This window comes from Roseibium sp. (assembly GCF_025698965.1).
GTDB lineage: Bacteria > Pseudomonadota > Alphaproteobacteria > Rhizobiales > Stappiaceae > Roseibium.
Genome location: NZ_JAILWL010000111.1, coordinates 1 through 14,841, shown reverse-complemented (window position 1 = coordinate 14,841; position 14,841 = coordinate 1). Strand labels below are relative to the sequence as shown.

13 protein-coding genes and 1 pseudogene are annotated in these 14,841 nt (G+C 55.7%); 7 read left to right on the top strand and 7 right to left on the bottom strand.

All coding sequences use genetic code 11. The features are described 5' to 3' along the window. Positions 1-187: 187 nt before the first annotated feature. The 3 genes and pseudogenes from K5905_RS11265 to K5905_RS11255 all read right to left on the bottom strand — a co-directional run bounded on the left by K5905_RS11265 (position 188) and on the right by K5905_RS11255 (position 3,613). Positions 188-1,494, bottom strand: a pseudogene (locus K5905_RS11265) (sugar ABC transporter substrate-binding protein). An 89-nt stretch (positions 1,495-1,583) separates the two neighbouring features. Beyond that, positions 1,584-2,615 (bottom strand): LacI family DNA-binding transcriptional regulator, encoded by a 1,032-nt coding sequence (locus tag K5905_RS11260; RefSeq protein WP_297583701.1) that lies wholly within the window; start codon positions 2,613-2,615, stop codon positions 1,584-1,586. A 314-nt stretch (positions 2,616-2,929) separates the two neighbouring features. Continuing rightward, the gene (locus K5905_RS11255) at positions 2,930-3,613 is read right to left on the bottom strand and encodes a FadR/GntR family transcriptional regulator (protein ID WP_297583699.1); all 684 of its coding nucleotides are present in this window, start codon (positions 3,611-3,613) and stop codon (positions 2,930-2,932) included. Positions 3,614-3,837: 224 nt separating this feature from the next. On the opposite strand from K5905_RS11255, the gene K5905_RS11250 reads away from it, so the two are divergent. The 7 genes from K5905_RS11250 (at position 3,838) to K5905_RS11220 (ending at position 10,178) form a co-directional block, all read left to right on the top strand. Continuing rightward, a complete protein-coding gene (locus K5905_RS11250; protein ID WP_297583697.1) occupies positions 3,838-4,794 on the top strand; it encodes a fumarylacetoacetate hydrolase family protein in 957 nt (318 codons plus the stop codon). A gap of 56 nt (positions 4,795-4,850) precedes the next feature. Beyond that, positions 4,851-5,855, top strand: coding sequence for an ABC transporter substrate-binding protein (locus tag K5905_RS11245; RefSeq protein WP_297583694.1), 1,005 nt, complete (start codon positions 4,851-4,853; stop codon positions 5,853-5,855). A 79-nt stretch (positions 5,856-5,934) separates the two neighbouring features. After that, on the top strand, positions 5,935-6,768 hold the full coding sequence (locus K5905_RS11240; protein WP_297583691.1) for an ABC transporter permease: 834 nt from the start codon (positions 5,935-5,937) through the stop codon (positions 6,766-6,768). Continuing rightward, positions 6,768-7,580, top strand: a complete 813-nt coding sequence (locus K5905_RS11235) for an ABC transporter ATP-binding protein (RefSeq protein ID WP_297583688.1) — start codon at positions 6,768-6,770, stop codon at positions 7,578-7,580. The genes K5905_RS11240 and K5905_RS11235 overlap by 1 nt, the downstream gene beginning before the upstream one ends. A gap of 9 nt (positions 7,581-7,589) precedes the next feature. After that, entirely contained in the window at positions 7,590-8,345 is a 756-nt protein-coding gene (locus K5905_RS11230) for an ABC transporter permease (RefSeq protein WP_297583686.1), read from the top strand. 24 nt (positions 8,346-8,369) lie between these two features. Next, positions 8,370-9,434, top strand: a complete 1,065-nt coding sequence (locus K5905_RS11225) for an Ldh family oxidoreductase (RefSeq protein ID WP_297583684.1) — start codon at positions 8,370-8,372, stop codon at positions 9,432-9,434. Between the two features lie 57 nt (positions 9,435-9,491). After that, a complete protein-coding gene (locus K5905_RS11220) occupies positions 9,492-10,178 on the top strand; it encodes a fumarylacetoacetate hydrolase family protein (RefSeq protein ID WP_297583682.1) in 687 nt (228 codons plus the stop codon). A gap of 101 nt (positions 10,179-10,279) precedes the next feature. On the opposite strand, the gene K5905_RS11215 is transcribed toward K5905_RS11220, so the two are convergent. The 4 genes from K5905_RS11215 to K5905_RS11200 form a co-directional block, all read right to left on the bottom strand. Next, positions 10,280-10,978 (bottom strand): alpha/beta hydrolase, encoded by a 699-nt coding sequence (locus tag K5905_RS11215; protein WP_297583681.1) that lies wholly within the window; start codon positions 10,976-10,978, stop codon positions 10,280-10,282. A gap of 270 nt (positions 10,979-11,248) precedes the next feature. Further along, entirely contained in the window at positions 11,249-12,568 is a 1,320-nt protein-coding gene (locus K5905_RS11210) for an HlyD family type I secretion periplasmic adaptor subunit (RefSeq protein WP_297583679.1), read from the bottom strand. 4 nt (positions 12,569-12,572) lie between these two features. Beyond that, positions 12,573-14,300: a type I secretion system permease/ATPase gene (locus K5905_RS11205; RefSeq protein ID WP_297583677.1), complete on the bottom strand. Its 1,728-nt coding sequence runs from the start codon at positions 14,298-14,300 to the stop codon at positions 12,573-12,575. Positions 14,301-14,323: 23 nt separating this feature from the next. Further along, positions 14,324-14,841 (bottom strand): calcium-binding protein (locus K5905_RS11200; RefSeq protein WP_297583675.1); only part of this gene is annotated, 518 nt, incomplete at its 5' end.

Below are 14,841 nucleotides of genomic sequence, written 5' to 3'. Positions count from 1 at the left end.
GGACGAGCATCCAGCCGAGGAGCAGGACGACGGCCGGCGCCATCATGATGCGCGCAGCGGAGCGCGAATGCTGGGTAGCCATGGACACACCTTCTCTGTTGACGGTCTTGCCGACACAAAGGATGAAAGCAAAATTGAAAAGGAAGAGGGCGGAGCAAGCTCCGCCCTCAAGTCGGGGAGGAAACCCTTAGTAACCCGCAGCTTCCATTTCTTCAGCCACCAAAGATTGCGCTTTCTCCAGTGCCGCTTCGGGAGACTGACTACCGGCCACCATCGCGGAAAACTCCTGCCCGGCGGATGTTCCGATACCTGCCCATTCCGGGATCGCGACATATTGAATGCCGACATAGGGAACCGGATCTACAGTAGGATTGTTCGGATCGGCGGCGTTGATGCTGTCCAGTGTCATCTTCGCGAAAGGCACCTTCTGGTATTCCGCGTTTTCGTACAAAGATGTCCGGCTTCCCGGCGGCACATTTGCCCAGCCCTCTGCGCCACCAGTTCCAGGTATTCCTTGGACGTTGCCCAATTGATGAACTCCTTAGCGGCAGCTTCCTTTTGTGTGCCGGCCGGAATTGCGAGCGCCCAGGCCCACAGCCAGTTGGCGCGCTTTTCAACGCCTTCCTTGTTCGGAGCGAGTGCAAAACCAACATCGTTCGCAACCATGGAGTCATCGGGATTGGTCACGAACGACGCGGCGACAGTCGCATCGATCCACATGCCGCACTTACCCCGTTGAAACAGAGCCAGGTTCTCGTTGAACCCATTTGTGGCGGCGCCCGGAGGTCCATAATTCTGGATCAAGTCATTATAGAAATTGACCGCTTCCGCCCATTCAGGACTGTCGAGCTGTGGCTTCCAGTTTTCGTCAAACCAACGCGCTCCGAATGAGTTCGCAACGGTGGTGATGAAAGCCATGTTCTCACCCCAGCCTGCCTTGCCGCGCATACAGATGCCGAAGACTTCCTCATCCTTGTCGGTCATCGCCTCCGCAGCTTTGGCAATGAAGCTCCAGGTCGGAGCATCAGGCATTTCCAGCCCTGCCTTTTCCATCAGGTCGGTGCGGTACATAACCATCGAAGACTCGCCATAGAAAGGCGCTGCATAAAGATTGTCCTCGTGGCTCAAGCCTGCCCGCATGGCCGGCAGAATGTCATCGATGTCATATTCGGCCGGAAGATCCTGTAGTGAGACCAGCCAGCCATTGGATGCCCAGATAGGTGTTTCGTACATGCCGATGGTCATGATGTCGAACTGACCACCCTTTGCGGCGATGTCCTGCGTGACGCGCTGGCGCAAAACATTCTCTTCCAGAGTGACCCACTCGACATCGTGGCCGGTCTTGAGGGTGAAATCCCTCGTCAGGCCCTGCATGCGGATCATGTCACCATTGTTGACCGTGGCAATGGTGATGGTTTCTGCAGACACAGATGTGCCAAACGCGGAAATGATCGTGAGCGCCGAAGCCGCACGAAGCGCGGTTTTTAAAGACATCCGGTTTCCTCCCTTACATGGATGATGCAGGAAGAAACTAGATTGATTTATTTGTGCGCGTCAAGTTTAAATTTTTCGCGCGTAAACTTTTAAGCTGACGCGCGGAGAATTAATCGCGAGGGAAACAACGTTTCCGTTCGAGATTGAAACCTGCCACCTGCCTCAATCAGGTCACTGAGCGTGTTGAATGCACAGCTAGCGACCGAGTCATAATCGTGGGCGGCAGTCGTTAGTGACGGACAGGTGTAACGCGAAAAGGGATGATCATCGTGCGAGGCCACACGCAGCGCACATCCTTCACCCCGGCCGACCCGCAATCCCTTTTCGTAACAAACCGACAGGAGTCCGATTGCAAGACGGTCGTTGCTGCATAGCACCGCAGAAGTCGGGAACCCGCCATCTTCAATCACCTGAAGAGCTCCCTGGCGGCCAATCTCTTCCAGCGGCCAACCCTCTCCATCGATCTTGATGACATTCGGCTCAAGACCGGATCGCTCCATCATTTCCAGATAGGCGACGCGTCGTTTATTCGCGTTCGGATTGCTGGGCGACCGCATTTCGAAGAACGTCGGTTGTTCACCGATACGCACCAAATACTCTACGGTCTGCTCAACAAAGCTGAAATTGTCAGAACCTACAAAGGCTTCTCCCAAGCCTTCAATATTGCTGTCGAACAAAACCGTCGGCACTTCCGAGCAAAATCTCTCTATCGTCTTCTTGTCCGAGGCTCGCCCCAGTGGCGCAAAAAGAACACCGGCTGGTTTGAGCGACCGCAGACTGTCGAGAATATCGTTCTCAAGACTCTGCTCGCCGTGAGCGCTGAAGAGCGACGGCCGGAACCCGTTACCGATACAGCGCTGTTCGATTTGCCGCGCAATTTCGGCAAAGTACGGATCCGCAAGGTTGGGTACCACTATCCCGATATTCCTCGTCATACGCCGGTTCTGGTTCATGGCGAAGATATTGGGGCGAAAATCATACTGCTCGAGCGCTGCTTCAATGCGTTGACGCGTCGTTGCTCTCACGCTGTTCGGGTCATTAAAAAACTTCGAGAGTGTCGGTCGCGAAATACCACTTGCAGCAGCAAATTCGTCCATATTCTTAAGTCTGCGTCCGCTCATTTCCTCTCCAAAGTCATTCCAGCGAAACCTTATTCGGCTTCGTCAAAACCTTACGCGCGTAATATACGTCGCAAATTATGTGGTTGCTGCTGCTGCGGTCAAGTATGCCCGGAACGGCCAGGACGACCGACCTGCAATTGAGATACGTCGACGGGATCTATTCGCAAAAGACTAAAGTCTGTTTTCGGGTATCCTCAACCAAGATCGGAACCGCTGGCGCCCGCGCGCATTTTCTCAATATCCGGAAGTCTGGCTCGGACTGATGCCCACTAGCTCGGGCCTCGCAGGTATAGTCTCAAGACACCGCGTTTCAGTTAACTGAACAGGGGTGCATAAGACCGGTCGCGCACGGATTTTAGATGCGTTCTCATCGCCTCTGCCGCCCGTTCGGCATCCCTGTCGACTATCGCCGCATAGATATCGTCATGTTCTGCAAAACTCTGATGATCCTTGGGCGGCAAACGGGTCGCCCGCAATTGGCCCCAGACTGTCGACCTGCGCACCGTGTTCAACGTTTCAAACAGACTGATAAGCAGTTTGTTACAGGTTGCTGCCGCGATTGCCTGATGAAAATTGTTGTCCCAGGATTCATAAACGCGCCAATCCTTGGCAGATCGGCAAAGACGGATACACCGTCGCATTTCGGTAAAATTTGCAGCTGTTCCGTGTAGCGCTGCGAGCTTTGCCATCTGCGGCTCCATTGCCATGCGCGCTTCGATGACTTCCGTGGGTCGGCATTTTTCGCAAAGAAACTCCACTTCGCCGAGATTCAAAACCGGTCGCGGGCCAAAAAAAGTGCCTCGTCCGACATGCCGCCAGATCTGTCCTTCGGATTCCAGCTGCGCCAATGCCTTGCGAAGCTTGCCACGTGACAGACCCAATTCCTCACAAAGTTCACGCTCGGGCGGCAACCTTTCATTGAGCGCTATTTCCTTGTCGCGCAAGAAAGTTCTGAGCGATTCCAACTCTCTTGCAGCTTCCTCGGTCCTCTGTACCATTTCAAACCATTTTCATAATTGGGTTAAAAAACAGGGTTCTTCAGCCCCGGCGTTCATGTTTTCATCAATACATAAACACTAATCGTTCGCTGTTCCAAGTAGTTGTCACGCTGTTTTGACCAATGTCGAAATGGTTCAGGCAACTGAACCAAAACGCGCAACCAAATCGAAAAGATCAGGCGCTGGAGAAGAGCGAGGCGAATACTCTGTAGGGGAGATGAACAATGCGCTTGGCGAGTTTCAGGTGCGGTCAGGACAACCACGTCGGTGTATTCATCAATTCAGGTGAATTGCTTGATCTGACCGTGGCTGTCGATTTTGCGCGCAAAGCCGGCGTCGTTGACCCATCCCTTCAAGCGGTCGACAAAATGATCGATCTGATAGGCGCTGGTCCCGATTATCTGAACGCCTGCAAAACGCTGCTCGGTGATGGTCTCGGCGCTGTGGCGTCTGCCATTCGAGCTGTCTCCGATGTTGAGCTCTTGGCCCCTATCCCGCGGCCGTCCAAGAATGTTTTTTGCGTCGGCAGCAACTATCGGGCCCATGTGACCGAAGCCAGCCGCGCACAGGCAAAGAAGGACGAAGCGCCGAAACTGCCGGTGTTCTTCACCAAACCACCGACGGCTGTAGTGGGTCCTGAAGGCCTGGTCCGCCTCGACCCGGCCGTGTCCGACAAGATGGATTATGAGGTGGAACTCGGCGTTGTCATCGGCAAACCGGGTCGTAACATTCAAAAGGCCGATGCCATTGATCACATATTCGGCTTCACCATCATCAACGATGTCACCGCGCGCGATCTTCAGCGCGCGCATGGCGGTCAGTTTCTGAAGGGCAAGGGGCTGGACACCACCTGTCCCATGGGCCCCTGCATCGTCACCATTGATGAGTTGCCGAATTTCGAAGACCTCGGAATTTCACTGAAAGTGAACGGGGAATTACGTCAGGATGGCAATACCGGGAACATGATATTCCCGATTTCCCGCCTGCTGGAATCCTTGTCAGAAGGTCTGACCCTTGAGCCAGGTGACATCCTCGCGACCGGCACGCCATCGGGCGTCGGTTATGCGATGGATCCCCCGGTATTCCTGAAAGATGGCGACGAAATTACCTGCGAAATCGAAGGGATCGGGAAACTGACCAACTTCGTTCGCAGCGCGAAATCAGAGGCTGCCGCAGCATAAACGTCAAGAAAAGAATTGCGCGGCTCTGAGGTGAATGACTTAGGGAGGAAAAAGTCATGAAATTGCAATTTATCAAACGAATGGCGATACTATCCGGCCTGGCTTTGACGGCCGGCCTGATGGGTCCGGTTGGCGCGGCTGCCCAGGACAAAGGCTCCATGACGGTAGCTTTCGGTGATGTGCCCGGCGGCGAAATGACCAACTTCATGATCGCCGTCGCACGTGCTCAGGAGCGCGGTGTCAACGTCGAGACTGTTTTCCTGAAATCAGAAGACCTTGCAGCCCAGGCCATCGTTAGCGGCGATGCCGATATCGGTGTTGGCACACCCTATGGCTTGATTCAGCGGGTGAACGCACCGATCCGCATGTTCTATCAGCTCTCGATGCTGCGCTTCTATCCCGTTGTAAACGGTGAGAAATACAAGGCCTGGACAGATCTCGACGGCGCGTCTGTCGCAGTTCACGGCCGAGGTTCCGGAACCGAGGCGATCATGCAGTGGATGGCCAAGGAGAATGGCGTTGAATACGGCGACATCAGCTATGTGCCTGGATCAGGTGTGCGCGCTGGTGCTTTGCTGCAGGACCGGATTGACGTTTCAATCGTCGACTACGAGCGCAAGCGTCTTTTGGAGCGCGAGGCTCCGGACAAGTTTGTGTTCCTGGAAATGCCGGACATAAAAGCGACCGATGAGGCCCTTTACGCGAATACGAACTGGCTTCAACAGGAAGAAGAAGCGGTCGCAATTCTCGTCGAGGAGCTGATCCGCACCTGGCGTGAAATCAACGAAGATCCGTCCGCAGTTGTTCGTCTGCGGGAGCAGTATAATGTCCTGCCGGATATTGAGGCGGTTGAAGTGGAAGAACTGCTTCCTGCTTTCGAGCAAGGGGTATCCATCGATCTTTACCCAAGCAATGGCGGTACTGCTGCCTCGGTTGCCGAAGACTTCAACTTCTTTACGACATCCGGTTCCCTGGAAGGCGATCCGGCCGACCTGAAGGTTGAAGACTTCTGGTATCTCGGTCCTGTCACCAACGCAGCGGCAAAACTCGACCAGAATTAAGCCAGATATGGCGGCGGACAATTTCGGTTTCCCGCCGCCATCATCCCACGCAATCAAATTCAGAGGTCTCCCGATTATCATGAAAGCGAGTCCCGACTCTTCAGATGGTGCGGTTGGCACCCTCACTGGCATGGGCGTCCAGCCAGCCGGGTTTCATTTTCGATTTTCCGAGCTTCAACTTCGATTGCTTTCAATCGTGGTTTTCTTTGCCGCTTGGCAAATCGCCGGACTTGTGCCGATCAGCCCCGCCTTTCCCACTTTCAGCGCCACTATGGTGGCAATGTTTGACATGACCCTGGATGGCAGTCTGCTGGCCGCCTATGTGGAAACGCTCAAACCCCTCGTTCTGGGGGTTGGCATTTCGGCAGTCTTCGGAGTTGCGATCGGAGTGTCGATGGGTCTTTACAAAAGCTCACGCTGGCTCTGGGAACCGATTTTCGTTGTCCTGCAGGCGTCCCCGGTCGCCGCCCTGATCCCGCTCATTACCTATGCCTACGGAATTGGTCTTACCGCCAAAACGGTGGCCGTGATCATTCTGGCGTCTCCGATCATTGTCCTGAACACTTACAAGGCGGTCGGCAATGCCAGCCCCGTCCTTATTCAGATGTGCCGCTCTTTTCAGGGAACCCGACTGCAGGAAATCTGGAAAGTCATCATACCCAATGCGGCTCCGGTGATATTCGCCGGTCTCAGGCTGGGGGTTGCCGCCGGCTTCATCGGTGTGATCCTGGCCGAACTTCTGATTACTCCCACCGGCGTAGGTGACATCATCTCCTACAACCGTTCCATCGCGAATTACCCGGCAATGTACGCCGCGGTTCTTTCGATCATCGTCTTCTCGGCAGTGATGGTGAGTCTGCTGGAAAAGGCTGAAGTCAGATACTTCCGCCCCGAAAAGAAACGAGGTCACTAATGAACAAGGCCGTTCATCAGCCGCTTGTTGACGAGGCTGCACCTGCAAATCCCGACGCCAATATCGTGGCGGTCCGAGGTATTACGAAATACTACGGGTCAGACGTTCATGCTCTGGACAACGTCAACCTGGATTTCCCCACGGGTCAGATGACAACCCTTTTGGGTCCATCGGGCTGCGGAAAAACAACCCTTTTGAAGATTATCGCCGGATTGCTGGATGCATCGGCCGGAGAGGTATTCGTCAAGGGTCAAGTGGTAACAGGTACCGGTCCGGAACGCGCTTTCGTCTTCCAGGACTTTGCGCTTTTGCCCTGGGCAAGCGTGATCCGGAATGTCGCATTCGGTCTGGAACTGACCGGAACACCGCTGAAAGAGCGTGAGGACATCGCCCGCACCTATATCGAAAAAGTCGGATTGGCGGGATTTGAGGACAAATACCCTCACGAATTGTCAGGTGGAATGCGTCAACGCGTCGGCCTGGCACGCGCCCTTGCCGTCGATGCGGATGTTCTGCTGATGGATGAGCCGTTCTCGGCCGTCGACGAACAGAATCGACGCAAGTTCCAGGAAGACCTGTTGCGCCTGCTTTCGGTCGACAACAAGACCGTGATTTTCGTGACGCACTCTATCGAGGAAGCCGTCTACGTCTCGGATCAAATCGTTCTCCTGTCTCCGAGGCCCGGGCGCATCCATTCGATCATCCGGCCTGAACTGGACCGTTCGGAAAGCCCCGACGACATTCGCAGAGACAAGGTCTATCTCGACACGGTCGAGGAGATCTGGAGCAACATTCGAAAGTATCTGGAGTGAAGCCAAGCCATGGAAGCAAAAAGTATCAACATCCCTCCGGTGTTCTCGCTCCTGATCTGGATCGGGCTGTGGGAAATCGTCGGGCGGCTGGATCTGGCATTCATCCTGCCTCCCTTTTCAGACGTTATCCGCGAAATGACAGTCCTGATCGTCAGGCCCGACTTTCTGGCGGCAGCCTGGCAAACCCTGCAGGCCTTTGCGATCGGCATGTTCTTCGCCATTACCGGTGGCATCGCGCTCGGATTTATCATGGGAACCAGCAAGACCGCCAATGGTGTGCTGGGCATGTGGGTCAATATCCTGGCCAGTGCGCCATTGTCGTCGCTCGTACCGGTACTGATGCTGTTGTTCGGTCTCGGGCAACTGACGGTCATCATAATTGTCGCGCTGTTTTCGATCTGGATCATCACGCTCGACACCTATGCCGGAGTACTTCATACCCCGACATCGCTCAAGGAAATGGGCAGGTCGTTCGGCGCTAGCAGATGGCAAATGCTGAGCAAGATCCTGTTCTGGTCGGCGCTGCCGGAAATTCTCGCAGGTGTGCGACTTGGACTGATCCGTGCCGTCAAGGGCATTGTCATCGGGCAGCTTCTCTTGTCCGTTGTCGCGCTTGGCCGGATGTTCCGAACCTTCTCGGACAATTTCCAGTTCAAGGAATTCTGGGCGTTGACACTGATCCTGTTCGTGTTCGCACTGCTGTTTTCCACGCTGATCGGCGTCTTTGAGAAAAAGGTTGAATATTATGCAGGTACCCGGACCTGACGCTGCAACGGGGAGCCGGCGCGCGTGACACAGGAAGCGACAAAATATCGGGCACAGGACCTGACCGAATTTCTTGCCTCTGCTTTTCGGGCGCTGGATGTGCCCGGACACGACGCGGAAAAGGTCGCCCGACTGATGACGCAGGCGGACCTTCTGGGTTACGACACGCACGGCTCCTTCCGGCTCCGGCAATATGTGAACAGGTTACGAGACGGCGGCAACAACTCGCGCCCTGACATCAAGGTCATTGCCGACACCGACGCAACTGCAGTCGTCGATGGCGACAACGGCCTGGGGCACCTCGCAATGAGCCGTGCCGCGGAACTGGCGATAGAAAAGGCCAGGCAGCACGGAATAGGTTGGATCGGTGTACGCAACAGCAACCACTGCGGGCCGGCTTCGTTATATGTGAACATGCTCGCCGAAGCCGACATGATTGGACTTATGGCAGCTGTCGGTAGTGCAAATCACGTCGCTCCCTTCGGTGGGCTCGACCTGCTTCTGGGCACCAATCCGCTGGCGCTTGCCGTTCCCGCAGGCACGTCTCCACCATTCGTACTGGACATGGCAACGACTGCGGCGGCCGCAGGCAAAATCAAGGTGCTTGCTCAACGCGGAGACCCGATGCCCAAGGGCTGGATGGTCGATCGCCAGGGCGAGCCACTAACCGACCCGAAACGTCAATCGGAAGGTCTGTTGTTGCCGATAGGCGGTGCCAAGGGATACGGACTTGCGCTCGCGATCGGGTTGATTGCCGGTACCTTGAACGGCGCAGCCTTCGGCAAGGACGTTGTGAACTTTACCAAGGAAACGGCAATACCCACCAACACGGGTCAGTTTATTGCGGCAATTTCGATCTCGGCTTTCGCCGACGTCGGGACATTCAAAGCATCGGCCGACCGGATATTTGGTGAAATGCGAAGCTCCGAAACGCTTCCTGGATTTGACCCTGTGCGTATTCCGGGCCAGGAGCGCCCGGAAATACTGGCAACCAGGCAAAGGGAGGGTATTCCGCTTCATCCAAACCTTGTGAAGGTCCTCGCGGAAATTGCCGGTGAACTGGGCATAACAGAACTTAATGCTAACTAGATCGCCGCTTGTACGGCACCCAACAAACGCGCATCTTGATCGGGAAAAGCAAGCACCATGAGTTACGTCTTTCCACCTCGACAACACGCATCATTGCCAATCACAGGATCCCAGGACGTTTTCCCGGTGAACCGCGTTTACTGCGTTGGACGCAATTACGCGGCACACGCCATCGAAATGGGCCACGACCCTGACAAAGAGCCACCGTTCTTCTTTCAGAAAAATCCGGACAATCTGTTGCTCGAGGGGCAGGACTTTCCATATCCATCGAAGAGCAACGATGTGCATCACGAAATCGAACTCGCCGTGGCGTTGAAATCCGGCGGCACGAATATCCCTGTCGAAGAAGCTTCGGACTGCATTTTCGGCTATGCGGTTTCACTCGACATGACCCGCAGAGACCTTCAGGGCCAAATGAAAAAGCTTGGTCGCCCCTGGGAGATCGGCAAGGCTTTCGAGCATTCAGCACCCTGTACTGCAATCGTTCCGGCCGGAGAAATAGGACATCCGAGCGAAGGCCAAATCTGGTTGAAGATCAACGGCGAAATGCGTCAGGAAGGCAACTTGAACCAGCTGATCTGGAAGATCCCCGAAATGATCTCATACCTGTCCGACCTGTTTGAATTGCGCGCAGGCGATGTGATCCTGACCGGCACCCCGTCCGGTGTCGGTCCGGTTCAGCGTGGTGATGACTTGCACGGACATGTCGAAGGGGTCGGCGATCTACACGTCAAGGTGATTTAAGCACCTGACAACCCGACAATCAGCCAACGGTTAAGTGCAGGAAACCTTGTTGGACTTGCAAGGGGCGACGACAAAAAGCCGGTTGCCCGAAAAATGAACACTCATCGGGTGTCCAGCCAGTGCGCCAATGTGGCAGTGGTTGTCTCGGGTTGTTCAAGCGACACGAAATGCCCTGCTCCCTTAATGGAAATCATGTTGCTGTTTGGGATCTTGTCGGCCATTTCTTTCTGAACTTCATAGGAATTTCTCTTGCTGAGTTCCCCGCAGATCACAATCGTCGGACAGGAAATCTGCGACAGAACTCCCATATGTCCCCGATAGGTCAAAACAGCATTTATTTGCCGGACTGCCGCCGTGGCGCCCTGCGCCAACCCCATTTCCATGAAGATCGTCTTGAATGATTGATCTACTTTGGCGTCGGTCGCAAAATAGTTGGGATAGGCATCGTCCAGGTAACCTCCAATGTCACCACTGCCGAGACGTTCGAGACTGCCTCGCAGATGCGCCCGGATATGCTCGGCAACAGGCTTGTAGGTTGTTTCGATCAGAACGAGCCGTTCAACCCGTTCGGGAGCTCGTATTGCAATTTCGATTGCAACATGACCACCCATCGAAAATCCACCAAGGGAAAAACGTGGCGGTGCATGAGCAAGCACAGCGGTCGCCATGTCGCCGATGCTGTCATAGCCCGACAGGTCAGGCACCGATATCGTGGCGCGATGCCCGAGCGCTCCGATCTGGGCAGCATAAATCCTTGCGTCACATAGCAATCCGGGGAGGAGTATCAGCTGGTCCTGCATTGCAAGTCATCCGATGTGTTCGATCTCTTTCCCAAAGCATAGCTCAGATGCGGGCAGTCAGCGGACAAAGTTCGGTTGGAATCCTATCGAACTCGAACGGATGCGAAACCTACTTCGACCGGCGGTCGCTGTACCGCCCGCCCGACCGACCGCGTCGCACATCGTGAACTGTCATGCCGATTGAGCTGCCTTCCGTCATCGAGTTATCCAAGACAGGCTAGCTATCTGCCCGGCCGATCGCGTTGAGGCGGAAAATCGAAATGACGGACATTACTCCTCGCGAAACGCTCGTCCGACCTGCGCCGTGAACGGCTTCGTCAGATAGGAAAGGACTGTCCGTTCGTCCGTTTGAAGAAAAGCTTCTACCGGCATGCCCGGTACGATCTCAAGATCCCCGAGACGCTCAAGCTGCTCAATCGGAGAGGCAATCAGAACGCGGTAAAATGAACCTCCCGTTGCCTCATCAATAACCGCGTCGGCGGACAAGGTCAGGACCGACCCTTCCAATTCCGGTGTCGTTTGCTGGTTAAAGGCAGACAATCTCAGGCGCGCGGACTGATTGACATAGACCTGATCGATCGCGGACGGGTCGACACGGGTTTCGAATACGATGCCGTCACCGGACGGGATTACCTGAAGAATTGCCGCTCCGGGAGAAACCACACCACCGATCGTGACGACCTGCATTTCATGAACGATCCCGTCGACAGGCGCGCGGATATCCACGCGATCAAGCTGCTTGTCGGTCGACAGGATCTGCTGGACCATTTCCTCGATTGAAACCACGGTTTCGCGCAGTTCGGTGACCGCCTCTTCTCGCCTCTGTCGCTCGGCCAACAGAATTTCCAATTCGGTATCACGAATTGAATTGGCAATCCTGGCCAACTCGGCCGCATGTTCACCCAGTTGGCCGATCAAATCGGATCGGCTGCGCTGCATGGACAGCACCTGACTCTTGCGGACATGACCTCGTTCATTGAGCTCGATCATTCCGGCCAATTCTGTTTCCAGCGAAGCCAGTTGATCCTGCTTCGCCCCGACAAGAGCGTTGATCCCGATAATCTGGTTTTTGAACTGACGGATCTTTTCTTCCAGTTGCTCGCGGCGACCGAGATGTACGTCGCGCCGCGAGGTGAAGATAGCCGTCTGACCAAGTCGCACCTTGCCAAGATCCCGTCCCGAAAGCGCGGCAACATCGTCTTCGAAGACGATCGTATCGCTGCCGCCTTGTTCTGCCACCAACCGGTCGCGCAGTGCCGCACTGTTGGCCAGACGGGAGCGGTAGATCTGCAGGTTGGCAAGCAGCTGTGTATCATCAAGACGGATCAAGACGTCGCCGGCCGCGACCCGATCGCCGTCTTTCACCAGTATTTCCTGGACAATTCCGCCGTCCAGATGTTGAACGGTTTTCGGTTTCCCCTGTGCCACGACCTTGCCGACTGCGATCACGGCGCCATTGATCTCGGTGAATTGCGCCCACACCACAGCGCTGGCCAACAGGCACACGCTGGCAAGCACGCCAAGAATTCCCGTCACTCGCAAGCCGGTCTTGACCGTTGGAGTTTGCGCGCGAGGTCTGACTGCAGTCATCGCGTTACACCGCCTGCGCAGTTGCTGGAGGCGCCGCACGCGTTGCCCTTCGCAACACCTCAGCCTTGTCGCCAAAATCGGCTACGCGTCCATCATTCAGCACCATCAGCTTGTTTACGGAAGCAATGGCACTCGGACGGTGCGCCATCACCACCACGGTGCTGCCCGCCTGCCGCATCTGCGCTATAGCCTGTGTCAGGGCTTCATCCCCATCCGCATCGAGATTGGAGTTCGGCTCGTCCAACACCACCAGCTTGGGCATGCCATACAGCGCTCGTGCCAGACCAATGCGCTGTGTCTGGCCACCCGACAGGATCGGCGCGCCATATTCAAGACGCGTGTTATAGCCGTCAGGCAGTTTCAGGATCATTTCATGGACACCCGCCAGCCGCGACGCTGCAATCAGATCATCATCTGAAGCGTTCGGATCAAATCGGACAATGTTGTCGCGAATGGTCCCAGCCAACAGCTCCAGCGTCTGCGGCAGATAGCCTACGAACCGACCGAGAACCTCCGATGTCCATTGATCCAGCGTGGCGCCGTCCAACCGGATTTCTCCGGAATCTGCAGGCCACGCACCAACGAGAAGTCTTGCCAGGGTACTTTTTCCAGATGCGGAAGGACCGATAATTCCCAACGCATCCCCGGGTGCAAGATCAAAGCCAATCTCCTGCACGATAGGCGGGCGTTCCGTACGGTTGATCTGGCCGGGAGCAAATTTTGTCAGTCCCCGAACGGACAGCTGGCCCACTGGGTCGGGTAACTCCACACGTTGTGCGGTCCCGCCGCTGCCTTCCATCGACACCTTCAACCGCTTGTGGGCTTCGCGCGCGCGCACCACGTTTCGCCATTGACCGATCACCTGGTCAACCGGCGCCAGAGCGCGCCCTGCAATGATTGAAGTCGCGACGATCATACCGGGCGAAATTTCCTGCTTCAGAGCCAGGTAACCGCCAAGGGCGAGCAGTGCCGATTGAAGCAGCAACCTGAAGGCCTTCGAAAAAGCAGTATAGATTTCCGTCCGTTCACTGGCGGTTTGACCGGTCGCAAGACCCGCCGTGTGCATGTCCTTCCAATAGCGGCTCAGTTTGTCGGCCATACCCAGCGGTATCAAGGCGTTGCCATTTCGATGTACCTGGTCCGTGAAATAGCTTTCGGCGCTGTCCATGCTCATCGCCTGGGCAAAGCGACGCTGGGTCGCGAACTGGTTGGCCAACGCCATGATAGTGACCACAACTGCTCCGCCAAGAGCCAGCAGGCCAAGCCAGGTATGAATGAAAAAGATGATCGCCAGGAACAACGGGATCCAGGGTATGTCGAAGAAGCCGGTCATTGCAGGGCTGGACAGAAAGCCTCTGACGGTCGCCAGGTCGTTAAGCGGCCGCGGCATCGTGCCATGAGCGGTCATACCTGAGCGCAGCCAGACATCAAACCCGGCCGTTCCGGCGAGCTGGTCCAGTCGAAACGCCGCCCTCGATAACATCCGGTTTCTAAGCAGATCGTAGAGGCCCAGGAAGAAATAGGCGGCCACGACGATCACGAACAACCCTTGCAGCGTGGCAACGGACCCGCTGGACAGAACCCGGTCATAGAGCTGAAGCATGAACATGGGACCGGTCAACATCAACAGGTTCACGGCCACACTGAACAGCCCCACAACAACAAGCGTGGGATACAGGCGCCGAAGCGCCAGTAAATAGGCATTCTGATCCTGATTTACGATTGATTTCATTGGCTTTTTTGATCAACAACAACTTAGTAGAACGTGAACTTGTCCTCGTCCAGGGACGCCAGGCGCGTACCGGACAGGAACAATTCGTCGCCATTCCCAAAGTCGAAGAGAACACCCCCACCTGTGTTGCGGCCGTATTGCATGAGATCAGCAAAGCTCTCGACGCCATTCACCGACAGAGCAACCTCATCGCCTGCGATGTAACTGCGTCGGAAGCTGCCATAGAGCACGTCCTGGCCGTCTCCGGTTTCGTAGTAGAAAGTGTCTCTGCCACGACCACCAAACAGGATGTCGTTACCTGCCCCGCCATGCAGCCGGTCACGGCCGCCATTGCCGAACAGCACATCGTCACCCTCACCACCTTCCAGATCGTCGGCTCCGCGCCCGCCAAACAGGATGTCGTTGCCGCTGCCTCCCAGAATGTGATCATTGCCGGACCCACCGAACAGGATGTCAGTGCCGCCGCCGCCGTCGATATAGTCATCGCCTGAGCCACCGAATTCGACATCCGAGCCATCATCACCAACGATGACATCGTCAT